Below are 15,631 nucleotides of genomic sequence, written 5' to 3'. Positions count from 1 at the left end.
GACACGCGGCCGTCGATGGTGATGTCGTTGTCGTCCCAAAGCACGATCAGGTTCTTCAGCTTCTGGTGGCCGGCCAGGGCGATGGCCTCCTGGCTGATGCCCTCCATCAGGCAGCCGTCGCCGGCGATGACCCAGGTCCGGTGGTTGCACAGATCGGCGCCGAACTGCGCGCGCATCGCTTCTTCGGCGATGGCCATGCCCACGGCGGTGGCGATGCCCTGGCCCAGCGGGCCGGTGGTGGTCTCGACCCCCTCGGCATGGCCGTATTCGGGGTGGCCGGCGGTGATCGCCCCCCACTGGCGGAAGTTGCGGATCTGGTCGAGCGACATCTGCTCGTACCCGGTCAGATAAAGCAGCGCATAGATCAGCATCGAGCCGTGGCCGGCCGACAGCACGAAGCGGTCGCGGTCGAACCAGTTGGGCGCCGCGGCATCGAATTTCAGGTGGTCGCGGAACAGGACCGTGGCGACATCGGCCATGCCCATCGGCATGCCCGGATGGCCCGAGTTCGCGGCTTCGACCGCATCCATAGCAAGGGCGCGGATGGCGGTGGCAAGGCGCCAGTGGGCGGGATCGGCTTGACGGCGGGCGTCGATGTCCATGTCGGAATTCCGTGCTGTTGTGGCGGCAAGCCCAAATAGGCAGGCCTGCGCGTGGTTGCAACCCGCCATGGGATCGGGCATTGCGCTTTCGATGACGCCTGTTGCCCCCATCATCGGCTTTCGCCAGGACCGGATCGGCGCGCGGCTGACCTGCCTGCTGAACGTGCTGCGCCTGTCGCGCAAGTTCGGCACGCCGGGGCGCTTTCTGTGGCTGGCGGATGCCTCGGGCGCCTATCCGGAACTGGCCGACCCCTGCGCCTTTTTCGCCCCCGATTTCGTTGCGCGCCATGTCACCGTCATCGGGCAGACGCCGGACCTGCGCGGTCGCGCCAACCTGTGCACCCGGGCGCCGGGCCTGTCGGTCGAGGGGTTCGCCGAGGCGCTGGCCCGAGGCGAGCGCCATGAATGCGACACCATGGCCGAGCCGGTCCGCTTCATGGACGAATCCCCCGCCGAGGTCGCGGCCGAGCTGCGCGAGATCGCCGCCGGCATCGAACTTGCTGCGCCGCTGCGCGCGGCGCTTGCCGAGGCGCGGCAGCGGCTGGCGCAGGCCGGCGGCGGCGATCCGGTGGCGATCCATGTCCGGCGCGGCGACATCCTGGACGGCGATCCCTGGTCCTATTCCGCATGGAGCGCGAAATACGTCCCGGACGAATTCTTTCGCGCCTTCATCGCGCTTTCGGACGGGCCGGTGATCGGGTTCTCGGACACGCCGCGGGCGGTGGCGCATCTGGCGCAGGACAGCGCGCGGGTGCTGGCGGCCTCGGATCTGCTGGCCGGGATGGCGCCGGGCCCCGCCGCGCGCGATCTGCTGGAGCTGCTGCTGATGGCGGGCTGCGCCAGCGTGGGCGCGCCGTTTCAAAGCGCCTTTTCCCGGGCCGCGGCGACGATCGGCGGCTGTCACATCCTGGCGCTGCCGCAGGGACTGCCGCCCGAGGCGCGCACGGCCGCGCATGACGCGCTTCTGGAGCGGGTGATCGCGCGGCCTGACAGCTTTCTTGCCCCGGGCGATCTGGCGCAAAGCCTGGGCTTTGCCGCGCGTCATGCGGTCTCGGTCGGGCGCGGCGCGGAGCTGGTCGCGGGTTTTGCCAGGCAGGAGCGGTTCCTGACGCGCTTTCCGTTTCTGCATGCCGATCTGGCGGTGGCGGCGCTGCAGTCGCGCCTGCCCGATGCGGCGCGTCACCTGGCCGAGGCCGGGCTGCAGGCGCCGCGGATCAGCCATCACGACAAGTCGCGCTGCCGGCAGGTGTTGCTGGCCTGCAGCGAGGGCTGGCATTCCGCTGGCCGCACCGATCTCGAGGCCGGGCTGATCGCGATGATCCTGACCGGGCGCCGTGCCGATGGTCCGGTCACGCCGGCCCTGCTGTGGCGGGCGCTGTCGCAGCCGGGGCGGGCGCGGCGCGAGCTGCTGTTCGATCCCGCCCTGCTGCCGGTGCTGGCGCAGCCGCATCCGGTTGCGGATCAGGGGCCGGTCATGCCGCTGTGGATGCTGCGCGGCGACTGGGCCGAGCTGCTGCTGGACGCGCAGCTGCAGGGCGCGCTGCTGCTGGCGCCGGAGCTGCGCCAGAAGCTGGCCCCGGCGGCCGCGGGGCTGGGCGCGCTCGAGACGGCGCTGACGGCGGGCAAGCACCCGGCGATCGGCGCCGGGGATGCGGCGCGGTTCGGCTTTTGCGCGGCACAGCTGCGTCTGCACCACCGGCTGCAGCGCGCCTTCCGCCTGCTGCACGAACTGGACGCGCAGCATCCGCATCAGGCCCTGACCCACAAGCGCCTGGCCGATGCCTGTTTCGCCGCCGGCAATCGCAAGAGCGGCGACAGGTGGCTGACCTCGGCGCTGGCGCTGGCGCCCGAGAATGCCATGCTGCGCCTTTCCGCCGCCGTCCGCGCGCATGAGGCCGGGCGCAGGAACGCGGTCGCGGCGCAGCTTGACCTGGCCGAGACCTTCTGGCCGGATTTTCCGCTGATCGCGCGGCTGCGACAGAAGCTGGGCGATGCCGGGCCGGGGCCGGGCTGAGGCGCTCAGTCCGGCTTGCGGGACCCGATCGCCAGCGGGTGGTGGTTCAGCACCAGTTCGCGCATGCGCGTGTCCAGCACATGGGTATAGATCTCGGTGGTGCCCAGGTCGGCGTGGCCGAGCAGGGTCTGGATGGCGCGCAGATCGGCGCCGCCCTCCAGCAGATGCGTGGCAAAGGCGTGGCGGATGACATGCGGCGACACGCGCGCCGGATCGATTCCGGCCGCCAGCGCCAGCTGCCCCAGCAGGTTGTTCATCGACTGCCGGCCCAGATGCCCCTCGCGGCTGGCGGCCGGAAACAGCCAGCGCGCGCCCTTGCCGGCGACCAGTCGGCCCAGCTGCGTCGTGGGCGCGGCATGGTCGCGCAGCGCCAGCCAGTCGGCCAGCGCCTCGCGCGCCGGGCGGTTCAGCGGCACCATGCGTTCCTTGCCGCCCTTGCCCCGGATCAGGATCAGCGCCGGATCGCCGCGGCAGGCGCTGACCGGCAGGGTCACCAGTTCGCTGACGCGCATCCCGGTGGCATAGACCAGTTCGACCAGCGCGCGGTTGCGCGCCCTGTCGCAGGGGGTGCGGCCAAGCCCGGCCAGCGCGTCCAGCATGGCCTGCACCTCGGCGCGGCCCAGGATGCGCGGCAGCCGCCGGGCGCGGCCGGGGCCGCTGATGCGGCCGGCGGGGTCGTCCTCGCGCCAGCCTTCCTCAAGCGCAAAGCGCGTCAGCTGCCGGATCGAGGACAGCCGCCGCGCCCGCGTCGCCCGCGACAGGCCCTGCGCCTCGCAATGGCGCAGATAGTCCTCGATACCCTCGCGCGGCACGGAAAGCAGCGTCTGCCCGCGCGCCGCCAGCCAGGCGGCAAAGTCGCGCAGGTCGCGGCCATAGGCCAGCAGCGTGTTGCGCGCCGCACCCGCCTCGGCGGCCTCGGCGTCAAGAAAGGCCAGGATGCGGCGCTCATCCTCGTGGCGGGCGCCGCTCATGGTGCGGTGCCGGGGGCGGGTTGCAGGATCGGGGCCAGGATCAGCTCGACCGCCGCCTGGCGGGCGACCTGCTGCTGGCCCAGGGCGCGCAGGCTGCGCAAACCCTGCGCCGCCCGCGCCAGATCGCCGTCCAGCCCGGCATCGGTGTCGGCGATCGCCGCCAGCAGGGCCTCGCCGCGACGCTCCGCCAGGATCAGCTCGGCCGTGGCGGCGGGGACATCGTGTTCGGATGGGCCGAGAAAGGCCGGAAACAGCGTCGCGGCGCGCGGTGCCGCCCCGGTGGTGCCGGAGGGCGGCGCGGTCTCGGGCTCGCCCTCGGCAAAGCGCAGGAGCCACAGGTCGAACTCGGACGCATCGGCGGGCGGCGCCTGCAGCACCTGCGCCTGTCCGGCCTGCAGGGCCAGCCACAGCGCGATCTGCCCCGCGCGGCCCGACAGCGCCATGGCCCCGGCCTCGGCCCCGGCCATGTCCGCCAGCGCCGGACCCAGACCCGCGGGAACCATGGTATCGAAGGCGCGCGGCAGCGTGCGCGCCACCTCTTGCGCGTCGCGCGCGTTCAGCGCCACGCGCAGCGCCTGCACCGCGGCCGCGCGGTCCCAGACCCCGCCCGAGGCGGCGGGCTTCTGTTCCAGATAGATGTCGCGCAGCTGCGAGGCCGGGATCGCGCCGGCCCGCGCCAGGCGCTCGGCCGCCTCGAGCCGGGCCTTCCAGCCGGTGTTCTCGTCAAGGTCGGCAAGGGCAAAGACCAGCGGCAGACTGGTCAGGGGCAGCGGCTGGCCGATGGCCTCGAACAGCCGCAACTCCAGCGGCGAGACCGGCTGCGGCACCGGCAGTTCCCCGCCTTCGTCGACATAGGCGTCGTCAAGATAGCGCGCCAGCAGCGCCGCCATCTGCGGCGCGATCAGCCCCATGGTCTCGGCGCCGTGAAAGACCATCGCCGCCGCCGGCCAGTCGCCGCTCATGGCGAGACAGAAGATGCGTGCCGGAAAGCTGGGGGCGACGCCGGGGGTGCGGTCCATGATCTCGCAGGCATGGGCCTCGTCTCCCGAAAGCAGCGCGATGTCGAAGAGGCGGCGGAAACGCTCGGGGTCGCCGGGGCCGGCGGCCTTCAGCAGCTCGCGCGCCGCGCCGGTGGCGCCCATGTCCAGAAGCTTGTCGACCCGGGCCAGGAACAGCGCGCCTTCCTGACCCTGGATGCTGCGCGGCGGCTGCAGCTGCGCCGCCAGCAGCCGCCGTTCCAGACGGCGCATCACCGGCAGGCGCGGATGCGACTCGCCGATCAGCCGCACCAGAACCGCGGTGTCGCTGTCCCCCCAAAGCCCCGGCGGCAGCCCGGCCGCGCGCGGCGAGACCGTGCCCTTGCCGTCGGGATTGCCCTCGCCCAGCCGGGTGACGCCCACCGGCTCGACGGCGCCGGTGGGCGCGATCTCGCGCGTGCTGCGGCGGCGCAGCTCGGGCGGGCGCGCGTCGCCGGGGCGCCAGGACGAGACATTGCCCGGCGGCTGCACGCTGCCCGAAAGCCAGTCGCTGGCCGCAAGCGGCGGCCGCGCCAGCGCCGGGCCGGCAAGCCCCGCGGCAACGGCCAGCGCCAGGGCAAGGCGGTGCGGATCAGTCCAGATCATCTTTCCCGCTTTCCGCCCCGGCGGGGGCCGGCTGCTCGGCCTCGGCCGTCGGCGCCGCGGGCGTGGGGGTCTCGGCCGCGCCAAGGTCAAGCGCCACCGGCATCCGCATCTCGCGCGGGGTGGAATTCATGTCGCCGAAATAGGCGTATCCCGCCAGTCCTGCCACCAGAAGAATGACAAGAACCGCCAGCAGTTTCAAAAGCCGCATGAAATCTTCCTTCCGCCTCGAAAGTCTTGCCTTGGCCGGTCTGACGCCGACTGATGCGAAATATATATGGCATTTCCCGAAAGATCACGCCATCAGTCAGTCCGGTTGCAAGGGTGGACTTCGGGGTGGTGATGCGGCGAAACATCGTGCTGATCGGAATGATGGGGGCGGGAAAGACGGCAATCGGCGGCGAGTTGTCGCGCCGGCTGCGTCGCCCGTTCTCGGATACCGACGCCGAGATCGAGCGCGCCGCCGCCATGACCATCCCCGAGATCTTTGCCCGCGACGGCGAGGCTTTCTTTCGCGCCCGCGAATCAGAGGTGCTGGCGCGGGTGCTGGCCGCAGGCAACGGGGTGATCTCGACCGGCGGTGGCGCCTGGCTGCGGCCCGAGAACCGTGCCTGCATCGGCGAACACGGCGTCTCGGTCTGGCTGGACTGCGATCTGGGAACGCTCTGGAACCGGGTGCGGCACCGCACGACGCGGCCCTTGCTGCAGACCGCCGACCCTTACGGCACGCTGGAACGGATGCTGGCCGAGCGCCGCCCGACCTATGCGCTGGCCGATATCCGCGTCGGCGCCGATCGCAGCGACAGCATCGAGCAGACCACCACGCGCGTGCTGGACGCCCTCGCCAGCCATGCCCCCGAGATCCTGGAGACGAAATGAGCATCGACACCGTGCATGTGGACCTGGGCGCGCGTTCCTATGACGTGCGCATCGGGCGCGGGCTGCTGGCGCGCGCGGGCGAGCAGATCCTCGCCCTGGCCGGCCGGCGGCGGGTGGCGATCCTGACCGACGAGACCGTGGCCGGCCTGCACCTGGCCCCCCTGCAGGCGGCGCTGGCAAGTGCCGGCATCGACGCCCCGGCGCTGGCGCTGCCCGCGGGCGAGGCGACGAAATGCTGGGCCGAGCTGGGCCGCACCGTCGAATGGCTGCTTGCGCAGCGCATCGAGCGCAAGGATCTGGTGATCGCGCTGGGGGGCGGGGTCATCGGCGATCTGGCGGGCTTTGCCGCGGCGATCCTGCGCCGCGGCCTGCGCTTTGTGCAGATCCCCACCTCGCTTCTGGCGCAGGTGGACAGTTCCGTGGGCGGCAAGACCGGCATCAACAGCCCGCAGGGCAAGAACCTGATCGGCGCCTTTCACCAGCCGGCGCTGGTGCTGGCCGACATCGACATTCTGGCGACGCTGCCGCCGCGCGACCTGCGCGCCGGCTATGGCGAGGTGGCGAAATACGGGCTGCTGGGCGATGAGGGCTTTTTCCGCGACCTGGAATCCGCCGGCCCGGCGCTGTTCGGGGATCCGCAGGCGCTGCAGCGCGCCGTGCGCCATTCCGTGCAGATGAAGGCCGGGATCGTGCAGCGCGACGAGACCGAGCAGGGCGAGCGCGCGCTGCTGAACCTTGGCCATACCTTTGGCCATGCGCTGGAATCGGCCACCGGTTACAGCGCCCGGCTGCTGCATGGCGAGGCGGTGGCCATCGGCTGCACCCTGGCCTTCGCGCTGTCGGCGCGGCTTGGCCTGTGCAGCCAGGAGGCGCCCTCGCGCGTGGCGGCGCATCTGGCGGCCATGGGCCTGCCGACGCGCATCGGCGACATTGCGGGCGATCTGCCCGACGATCAGGCGCTGATCGCGCTGATGGGCCAGGACAAGAAGGTTCAGGACGGCCGGCTGCGCTTCGTGCTGGCGCGCGGCATCGGCCAGGCCTTCGTCACCGACGAGGTGGATCCTGCGGCGCTGCGCCATGTGCTGGCCGAGTCCCGCCTCGGCGCCTCGGCCCCGGCCTGAACTTGCGCGCAGGCGATGACAGCGGCGGCAAGGCCGCCGCCCGCGCCGCGCGCCAGGCGGCGAACCGGGCCCAGCGGCTGGCCCTGCGCGAGGCGCGGCGCGTCGGGCGCCGGTTGCAGCACTCCGCGCCCGGGGTGCCGGCCGGGCCGTTCAACATCCTTGCCGTCGGCCAGGGCCAGAGGCTTGGCCAGCAGGCGCTGCTGCTGGCGGCCAGTTTGCGGCGCAACGCGCCCGACTGGCGCGGCCGGCTGATCATCGCCGAGCCGCAGCCCGTGGCCGCCTGGGAGGGCTGCGACACGCGCATGCCCGCGGCCCTGCACCTGGCGCTGGCGGATTTCGGCGCCGAGATCCTGCCCCTGGTCGCGCGCCATTTCGGGCACAGCTACCCGCATGGCAACAAGATCGAGGCGCTGGCGCTGCTGCCCGAAGCTGAGCCCTTCCTGTTTCTGGACAGCGACACATTGGTGACCGGGCCGCTTGAGCGGGTGGGTTTCGACTTTTCCCGCCCCTCGGCCTCGATGCGGCGCAGCAATACCTGGCCCGAGCCGCCGCTCTATGGCCCCGGCTACGCGGACATCTGGCGCGCACTGCACCAGCGTTTCGGGCTGGACTTCGACAGCTCGCTCGACCCTTCCCAGCCCGAGGAACACTGGGAGCGCTATCTCTATTTCAATGCCGGCTGGTTCTATGGCGCCGATCCGCGGGCCTTCGGGCGCCGCTTTCTCGACTGGGCGCTGGCGATCCGCGCGGCGCCGGGCGAGGTGCTGGCCTGCCAGAGCCTGGATCCGTGGCTGGACCAGATCACCCTGCCGCTGGTGATCCATGCCCTGGGCGGCGGGCGCCCGGGGCCGGAACTGGCGGGTCTGGACGGCTGGGCCACCTGCCATTACCGCAACCTCGCGCTGCTTTACGCGCGCGAGCCGGCGCCGGTGCTGGATCTGATCGAATCGCTCGCCGCCGATCCGCGCATCGCCCCGCATCTGCAGGACGAGGCGAGCGAGCGACTGATCCGCCGGGGCGGGGGGCGGCGGCTGATCCGGCCGATGTTCGCGAAACAGGACCCGCCCCCGCCCGAAAAGACCATGCGGCACCGGCTGCGCCAGGCCGGGCTCTGGCTGCGCTGAGGGGCGACCTCAGCCCCCCAGGACCGCGTTGCAACGCGCGCAGGTGCCGGGGTGGCTGTGGTTTCCGACATCGGGCAGGATCTTCCAGCAGCGCTGGCATTTCTCGCCTTCGGCGGTCTCGAACACCACGCCGATGCCGGGAATCTCGGCCAGCCGGAACGCCTCGTTCGGGGCCGGGTCGGCAGTCAGGCTCAGGCCCGAGGTGATGCAGATATCGGCGAAGGCCACCGATTTCAGCGCCGCCAGAACCTCGCCGTCCTCGACATGCACCACCGGCGCGGCCTCAAGACTGGCGCCGATCACCTTGTCGCTGCGCTTGATTTCCAGCGCGGCGGTGACCACGCGGCGGGTGCGGCGGATCGCCTCCCATTTGCGGGAAAGCGGCTCGTTCAGCCATTCCGCCGGTGTCGCCGGGAAGTCCTGCAGATGCACGCTGCCATCCTCGGAGGGGAAGCGGCTCAGCCAGACATCCTCCATGGTAAAGGGCAGGATCGGCGCCAACCAGGTGACCAGCCGGTGGAACAGAATGTCCAGCACCGTGCGCGCCGCCCGCCGCCGGATGGAATCCGGCGCGTCGCAATAAAGCGCGTCCTTGCGGATGTCGAAGTAAAAGGCCGAGAGGTCCACCGTGGCGAACTGAAATACGGTCTGGAACACGCCCTGAAAGTCGAAACCCTCATAGCCCTGGCGCAACTGCCCGTCGATCTGTGCCAGACGGTGCAGCACCCATTGCTCCAGTTCCGGCATCTCGGCACTGCCGATGCGCTCGGCCTCGTCAAAGCCCGCAAGGTTGCCAAGGACAAAGCGCAGGGTATTCCTGAGCCGGCGATAGCTGTCGGCGGTGCCCTTCAGGATCTCGGGGCCGATGCGCTGGTCGGCGGTATAGTCGGTCTGTGCCACCCACAGTCGCAGGATGTCGGCGCCATATTGCTTGATGATCTCGGCCGGCACGATGGTATTGCCCAGAGACTTGGACATCTTCATGCCCTTCTCGTCCAGGGTGAAGCCATGCGTCACCACATTGCGATAGGGCGCGCGGCCCCGCGTGGCGCAGGCCTGCAAAAGCGAGGACTGGAACCAGCCGCGATGCTGGTCCGTGCCCTCAAGATAGACATCGGCGATGCCGTCCGCCGCCCCGTCCGCACGGTCGCGCAGAACAAAGGCATGGGTCGAGCCGGAGTCGAACCAGACATCCAGCACGTCCATGACCTGGTCGTAATCCTCCGGATTCGCGATGCCCGCCAGCATCTCGGCGGCAAAGCCGGGGCGATACCAGACATCGGCGCCGTCCCGTTCAAAGGCGGCGGTGATGCGGTCGTTCAGGCGCTGGTCGCGCAAAAGGAAATCGGCATCAGTGGGCTTTGCACCCTTCTTCACGAAGCAGGTCAGCGGCACGCCCCAGGCGCGCTGGCGCGACAGCACCCAGTCGGGCCGGTTCTCGACCATGGAATGGATGCGGTTGCGGCCCGACTGCGGCCACCACTTCACCAGCCGGTCGATCGAGTTCAGGGCGCGGGCCCGGATCGTCGCGCCATATTCGCCCATGCCGTCGGCCAGTTCGTGGTCGATGGCCGCGAACCATTGCGGGGTGTTGCGATAGATCAGCGGCGCCTTGGAACGCCAGCTATGCGGATAGCTGTGCTTGATCCTGCCCTTGGCCAGCAGCGCCCCGGCCCAGGCCAGCTGCTTGATGACGCTGACATTGGCCGGGCCCTCCTTGCCGTCGGCGGTCAGGATCGCCTGTCCCCCGAACAGCGGCAGGTCGGCGCGATAGCTGCCGTCCGGCTCGACATTGTAGGTCATCGGCAGTTTGTGGCGCAGGCCAAGCTGATAGTCGTCGTCGCCATGGCTGGGGGCGGTATGGACAAAGCCGGTGCCGGCGTCCTCGGTGACGTGATCGCCGGGCAGCATGGGCACGTCAAAGTCCCATTCGGCCTCGGCGCCTTCGACGCCGCGCAGGGGGTGGGACAACATCAGCCCGTCCAGATCGGCCGCCGCGACACCGCCGACGCGTTCCCAATCCGCGACCCTGGCCGCCTGCATGACGCTTTCGACCAACGCATCGGCCAGCACCAGCAGTTCACCGGTTTTGGCCGTGGCATTCTCGGCCACGGTGCCGACGCGATAGATGCCGTAGGCAATCGCCGGATTGAAGGCCACCGCCCGGTTCTGCGGAATCGTCCAGGGGGTGGTGGTCCAGATCACCACGCTGGCGGGCTTCTCTGTTCCCCAAATACTCCGCGACGACTGCACCGGGAACCGCAGCCAGATGGTGTGGCTGGTGTGGTCGTGATATTCGACCTCGGCCTCGGCCAGTGCGGTCTTTTCCACCGGCGACCACATCACCGGCTTGCTGCCCTGATAGAGGCTGCCGTTCATCAGAAGCTTCATGAATTCGGCCGCGATCACCGCCTCGGCGTGAAAGTCCATGGTCAGATAGGGGTCGTCCCATTTGCCGGTGACGCCCAGGCGCTTGAATTCATCGCGCTGCACGCCGACCCAGTGCTCGGCAAAGCGGCGGCATTCCTGGCGGAACTCGACCACGTCCACCGCGTCCTTGTCGCGGCCCTCCTTGCGGTATTTCTCTTCGATCTTCCACTCGATCGGCAGGCCGTGGCAGTCCCAGCCCGGCACATAGCGCGCATCGCGACCCATCATCTGGTGGCTGCGCACGATGATGTCCTTGATGGTCTTGTTCAGCGCGTGGCCGATGTGCAGGTTGCCGTTCGCATAGGGCGGGCCGTCATGCAGCACGAAGGGTGCGCGGCCGGCGGCGGTCTCGCGCAGACGGTCATAGATGCCGATGCGCGCCCAGCGGGCCAGCCATTCCGGCTCGCGCTGGGGCAGCCCGGCGCGCATGGGAAAATCGGTCTGGGGCAGGAAGACGCTGTCGCGGTAATCGGGCGCGGTATCGGTGGTGTCGCTCATCTGGCGGGAATCCTTGGCTGGCAGGGCAGGCGGAGGTGACCCGACGGCGAGGACACCCTACGCCGCCGGGCGAATAATTCGGAAAATCCGCGCCCTGCTGAACATGGCGGGGTTATAGGAAACCGCCCGGGGGGCTGCAAGCGCCCGATGGCCGGCGCCGCGACAAGCCGCCATCTTGCAAGTCGCGCGCCGCCGGCACATATCATGGGCCATGATCCCGCCACGCTTTGAAGTCACTCCCGAACAGATCGACCGCGTCGTTGCCGTCTTCTATGCCGCGATTCGCCGGCACGCGGAACTTGGCCCGGTCTTTGCCAACCATGTCGCCGACTGGCCCGAGCACGAGGCCAAGATCGCCCGCTTCTGGCGCAATGCCATCCTTTACGAGCGGGCCTATGACGGCAATCCGATGATGGCGCATATGCGCGCCGGCGATGTCGAGGCCGGGCATTTCCCGCTCTGGCTGGCGCTGTTTGACGAGGTGCTGCAGCGCACGCTGCCGGCCGAGCCGGCCGAGGCCTGGTCGGTGCTGGCCCATCGCATCGGCGCCGGCCTGCGCATGGGGGTCGAGGACCTGCGCGACCGCAGCTCGGCGCCGCCCTCCTTGCGCTGAGCCTGCTACAAGGGTAAACAAAGCGAGAACATCCGAGGAGATCCTGCGATGCAGATCGACTATATCGAGTTCTCGTCCCCCGACATCGCCGCCACCAAGGCCTTCTTTGCCAGCGCCTTTGGCTGGAGCTTCAACGACTATGGCCCGGATTACCAGGAGATCGCCGATGGCGGCGTCTCGGGCGGGATCGCGGCCGCGCCGCTGGCGCCGCCGCTGGTGATCCTGCGCAGCGACAACCTCGAGGCGGCGCTGGCGCAAGTGACGGCGGCGGGGGCCACGATCACCCGGCCGATCTTTGCGTTTCCCGGTGGCCGGCGTTTCCACTTCCGCGAACCGGGCGGCACCGAGCTGGCGGTCTGGTCCGGGACCTGAGCCGATCCTCGCATGAAAAGGGCCGGGCAGATGCCCGGCCCTTTTGCAATGGTCGCAAGTCGCGCGCTTACTCGCGGTTGCCCATGAACTGCAGCAGGAACATGAACATGTTGAGGAAGTTCAGGTAAAGCTGCAGCGCACCCATGATTGCGGCCTTGCCCAGGAAATCGCGATCCGAATTGGCAAGCTGCAGATAGGTGTTCTTGATGTTTTGCGTGTCATGCGCGGTCAGGCCGGCAAAGATCAGCACCCCGATGGCCGAGATCGCGAACTGCATCGCGCCCGACTGCAGGAAGATGTTGATGATCGATGCGATGATCAGGCCGATCAGCCCCATCATCAGGAAGGTGCCCATCGCCGACAGGTTGCGCTTGGTGGTGTAGCCGTAAAGCGACAGGCCGGCAAAGGCGATCGCGGTGACGATGAAGGTCTGCACGATCGAATAGGAGGTGTAGGTGGCAAAGATCCAGCTGATCGAGACGCCCATCACCGCCGAAAAGACGTAAAACATCGTCGTCGCGCCCCGCACCGACAGCCGGTTCAGCGCGGCGCCGAAGGCAAAGACCATGACCAGCGGCGCAAACATCACCAGCCATTTCACCGGCGACAGGAACAGCGTCTTGCCGAATTCGGTCAGGAACTTGCCATTGCCCAGCGCATAGGGGGTCGGCACGTCGGAAAGCGTCAGCCCCGCCATGCCCCAGGCGGTGCCCGCGGTGACCAGCATGCCCACGGCCATCAGGCCATAGACCTTGTTCATGTAGGCGCGCAACCCTTCATCCACGGCGGCCGAGCGCGTCGCGGTCCCGGCCGTGCGGATCGTATTGAAATCTTGCATAGGTTCTCCCCGGTCGAAAGTCGCGGTGCGGCCCATGAGGCCCACCATCCACGCAGATATTGGCGAGGAATGGGGCGATTTCAATGCGGCACTTGCGTTTTCCCGCGCAGGCTGACGCAAAATTCAGATGCTGACGATCACCTTGCCGATGGATTTGCGCCCGGCAAGCAGCGCATAGCCCTGCGCCAGCCGGGCCAGCGGCAGCACGGTGCCCGGATGCGGCTGCAGCCCGCCGCGGCGGTAAAGCGCGAAGAGCGCTTCGGTGTCGCGCCGCAGCAGCCCTGGGTCAAGCCGCAGATAGCCGCCCCAGTAGAATCCGTGAATGGCGATGTTCTTGACCAGGGCGTGGTTCAGCGGCAGCTGCGGCGGCTGGCCGCCGGCAAAGCCGATGACCAGAAAGCGCCCGCCGGGCCGCAGCGCGCCAAAGGCGGCGGCGCCGGGCGCGTCGCCCACCGGGTCATAGACCACGTCCACGCCGCCCAGATCGCGCAGCGCCGCGCGCAGGTCGGGGCAGTCGTCGCTGTCGATGCCATGCGCCGCCCCGGCCGCGCGCGCCACCGCCAGCTTTTCCGGCCCGCGCGCCACGGCGATGACGCGCGCGCCCAGCGCCGCGCCGATCTCGACCGCGGTCAGCCCGACACCGCCGGCCGCGCCCAGCACCGCCAGCGTCTCGCCCGCGCGCAGCCCGGCGCGCAGGGTCAGGGCGAAATGGCTGGTGCCATAGGCGATCTGGAACCCGGCCGCCACCTCATGCGGCATCGAATCGGGAATCGCCGTGCAGGCGGAGGCGGCGAACAGATTCGCCTCGGCCATCGTGCCCTGGCCCAGCACCGCGACGCGCTGGCCGGGCGCCAGATCCACCCCCGGCCCGGCGGCAAGGACCTCGCCCGAACCCTCCAGCCCCGGGACATAGGGCGGGGGCGGGCTGTCCTGATAGCGCCCCTCGGTCATCAGCAGATCGGCAAAGTTCAGCGCCGCGGCGCGCAGCCTGACCAGCACCTGGCCGGGCCCGGGATCGGGCAGGACAAGGCTGCCGGGCAGCGGAATCCCCGCCTTTTCCCTGATTTCCATCGTCTTCCAGGTCGTGCTCATGCTGCCTCCCAAAGTGCCCATGCCTGGCTTTTCCAGTTCGCGTCGGATTTCGCCAGCGTTTTCTGGCGCTTCTGCCGAATTGTCTTTTTGGTCAGGTCGCAAGATTAGAACTCGAAAATTGCGCAAACCTGCTATAGTGCCCGCTTAGATTGAGTGAGGTGTTACCATGAAACATAACGTGGATGTCCATGTCGGCAAACGCATCCGGCACCGGCGCTGGATGATCGGCATGACCCAGCAGCAGTTGGCCGAAAAGGTCGGGATCAAGTTCCAGCAGATCCAGAAATACGAGACCGGGATGAACCGCGTCTCGGCCTCGCGGCTGTGGGACATCTCGCGCGCCGTGGATGTGCCGGTCAGCTTCTTCTTCGAGGGGCTCGAGGACGGGCAGGTGACCACCGCGGTCGAGGGCGACATCCTCGCCGACAAGGAGGCGCTGCAGCTGGTGCGCGCCTATTACGCCATGCCCGAGGCGCAGCGCCGCCAGATCTTCGAACTGGCGCGGGTGCTGTCCGACGCGGCCTGACGCCACTGCGACCGCCGGGCTTTCGCTTGCGCGCGGCTGCGGCTAAACCTGCCCCGGAACAGTTGTGCGGGGCAGGCCATGGCAGACGCCAGGAGGACAATCTCGGCCGATGAGGCCGGGCAGATCACGCGGCTGGCGCATCGCCTGGCCGATGCCGCCCGGCATAAGACGCTGGCGCTGTTTCGCAGCCCGGCGCTGCGGCCGGACAACAAATCCGCCGCCGGTTTCGATCCGGTGACCGAGGCCGACCGCGCCAGCGAACGGGCCATGCGCGCGATCCTTGAGGCCGAGCGGCCCGAGGACGCGATCCTGGGCGAGGAATATGGGCCGAAGGACGGCAGCAGCGGCCTGACCTGGGTGCTGGACCCGATCGACGGCACCCGCGCCTTCATGGCCGGTGCCCCCAGCTGGGGGGTGCTGATCGGCCTCTCCACCGCCGACGGCCCGGTTTATGGCATCATCGACCAGCCGCATCTGGACGAGCGTTTCGAGGGCGGCTTCGGCAGGGCGCGGCTGCTGTCGCGCCAGGGCGAGACCCCGCTGGCGGCGCGGCAGGGCGTGGCGCTGGCGCAGGCCACGCTGATGACCACCTATCCCGAGGTGGGCAGCGCGGCCGAGCAGGCGGCCTTTGCGCGCGTCGCGGCGCGGGCGCGGCTGGTGCGCTACGGCCTCGATTGCTATGCCTATGCGCTGCTGGCCGCCGGCCATGTCGATCTGGTGATCGAGGCCGGGTTGCAGCCCTATGATGTCGCTGCCCCCATCGCCGTGGTGCAGGCCGCGGGCGGCGTGGTCAGCGACTGGCGGGGCGGGCCGGCGCATGGCGGCGGCACCATCCTCGCCGCCGGCTCGGCCGCGCTGCATGCCGAGGCGCTGGCGCTGCTCAAGGGCGATTGAGGCCCGCGCCCGCGGCCCCTATGGTGCCGCCAGCCGGG

Annotated in this window: 15 protein-coding genes; 8 read left to right on the top strand and 7 right to left on the bottom strand. The window is 69.6% G+C overall.

The features are described from left to right. Positions 1-602: 1-deoxy-D-xylulose-5-phosphate synthase N-terminal domain-containing protein (locus WMK75_RS06340; protein ID WP_347266823.1), on the bottom strand; the 602-nt coding region annotated here is incomplete at its 3' end. A 91-nt stretch (positions 603-693) separates the two neighbouring features. Here WMK75_RS06340 and WMK75_RS06335 point away from each other — a divergent pair. After that, positions 694-2,616 (top strand): hypothetical protein, encoded by a 1,923-nt coding sequence (locus WMK75_RS06335; RefSeq protein WP_347266822.1) that lies wholly within the window; start codon positions 694-696, stop codon positions 2,614-2,616. A gap of 5 nt (positions 2,617-2,621) precedes the next feature. Here the strand turns inward: WMK75_RS06335 and WMK75_RS06330 are convergent, their stop codons facing one another. From WMK75_RS06330 to WMK75_RS06320, 3 genes are read right to left on the bottom strand one after another with little or no spacing between them, the layout of a single operon-like run. Next, a complete protein-coding gene (locus WMK75_RS06330) occupies positions 2,622-3,587 on the bottom strand; it encodes a tyrosine recombinase (RefSeq protein ID WP_347266821.1) in 966 nt (321 codons plus the stop codon). Continuing rightward, complete coding sequence (locus tag WMK75_RS06325; protein ID WP_347266820.1) at positions 3,584-5,209, bottom strand: hypothetical protein; 1,626 nt, start codon at positions 5,207-5,209, stop codon at positions 3,584-3,586. Before WMK75_RS06325 ends, WMK75_RS06330 begins: the two co-directional genes overlap by 4 nt. Next, complete coding sequence (locus WMK75_RS06320; protein ID WP_347266819.1) at positions 5,196-5,417, bottom strand: hypothetical protein; 222 nt, start codon at positions 5,415-5,417, stop codon at positions 5,196-5,198. Before WMK75_RS06320 ends, WMK75_RS06325 begins: the two co-directional genes overlap by 14 nt. A 131-nt stretch (positions 5,418-5,548) precedes the next feature. On the opposite strand from WMK75_RS06320, the gene WMK75_RS06315 reads away from it, so the two are divergent. From WMK75_RS06315 to WMK75_RS06305, 3 genes are read left to right on the top strand one after another with little or no spacing between them, the layout of a single operon-like run. Beyond that, positions 5,549-6,085, top strand: a complete 537-nt coding sequence (locus WMK75_RS06315) for a shikimate kinase (protein ID WP_347266818.1) — start codon at positions 5,549-5,551, stop codon at positions 6,083-6,085. Next, positions 6,082-7,206, top strand: a complete 1,125-nt coding sequence (gene aroB, locus WMK75_RS06310) for a 3-dehydroquinate synthase (protein ID WP_347266817.1) — start codon at positions 6,082-6,084, stop codon at positions 7,204-7,206. The genes WMK75_RS06315 and aroB overlap by 4 nt, the downstream gene beginning before the upstream one ends. Positions 7,207-7,208: 2 nt before the next feature. Further along, positions 7,209-8,330, top strand: coding sequence for a hypothetical protein (locus WMK75_RS06305; RefSeq protein WP_347266816.1), 1,122 nt, complete (start codon positions 7,209-7,211; stop codon positions 8,328-8,330). A gap of 9 nt (positions 8,331-8,339) precedes the next feature. Here the strand turns inward: WMK75_RS06305 and ileS are convergent, their stop codons facing one another. Further along, entirely contained in the window at positions 8,340-11,258 is a 2,919-nt protein-coding gene (ileS, locus tag WMK75_RS06300; RefSeq protein WP_347266815.1) for an isoleucine--tRNA ligase, read from the bottom strand. 211 nt (positions 11,259-11,469) lie between these two features. Between ileS and WMK75_RS06295 the strand changes: the two genes are divergently transcribed. After that, positions 11,470-11,871: a group III truncated hemoglobin gene (locus tag WMK75_RS06295; RefSeq protein ID WP_347266814.1), complete on the top strand. Its 402-nt coding sequence runs from the start codon at positions 11,470-11,472 to the stop codon at positions 11,869-11,871. 48 nt (positions 11,872-11,919) lie between these two features. After that, entirely contained in the window at positions 11,920-12,243 is a 324-nt protein-coding gene (locus WMK75_RS06290; RefSeq protein WP_347266813.1) for a VOC family protein, read from the top strand. 67 nt (positions 12,244-12,310) lie between these two features. Here the strand turns inward: WMK75_RS06290 and WMK75_RS06285 are convergent, their stop codons facing one another. Together WMK75_RS06285 and WMK75_RS06280 are read right to left on the bottom strand one after the other, a co-directional pair. After that, complete coding sequence (locus WMK75_RS06285) at positions 12,311-13,081, bottom strand: Bax inhibitor-1/YccA family protein (protein WP_347266812.1); 771 nt, start codon at positions 13,079-13,081, stop codon at positions 12,311-12,313. Positions 13,082-13,204: 123 nt separating this feature from the next. Continuing rightward, on the bottom strand, positions 13,205-14,173 hold the full coding sequence (locus WMK75_RS06280) for an NADPH:quinone oxidoreductase family protein (RefSeq protein WP_347266811.1): 969 nt from the start codon (positions 14,171-14,173) through the stop codon (positions 13,205-13,207). Between the two features lie 166 nt (positions 14,174-14,339). Here WMK75_RS06280 and WMK75_RS06275 point away from each other — a divergent pair, with 166 nt between their 5' ends. After that, the gene (locus WMK75_RS06275) at positions 14,340-14,699 is read left to right on the top strand and encodes a helix-turn-helix transcriptional regulator (RefSeq protein WP_347266810.1); all 360 of its coding nucleotides are present in this window, start codon (positions 14,340-14,342) and stop codon (positions 14,697-14,699) included. 78 nt (positions 14,700-14,777) lie between these two features. Next, on the top strand, positions 14,778-15,593 hold the full coding sequence (locus WMK75_RS06270; protein WP_347266809.1) for an inositol monophosphatase family protein: 816 nt from the start codon (positions 14,778-14,780) through the stop codon (positions 15,591-15,593). Positions 15,594-15,631 lie beyond the last annotated feature (38 nt).

This window comes from Paracoccus sp. (in: a-proteobacteria) (genome assembly GCF_039808215.1).
GTDB lineage: Bacteria > Pseudomonadota > Alphaproteobacteria > Rhodobacterales > Rhodobacteraceae > Paracoccus.
Note: the sequence above shows the minus strand (reverse complement) of the source record. Positions and strands in the feature narration are given on the sequence as shown.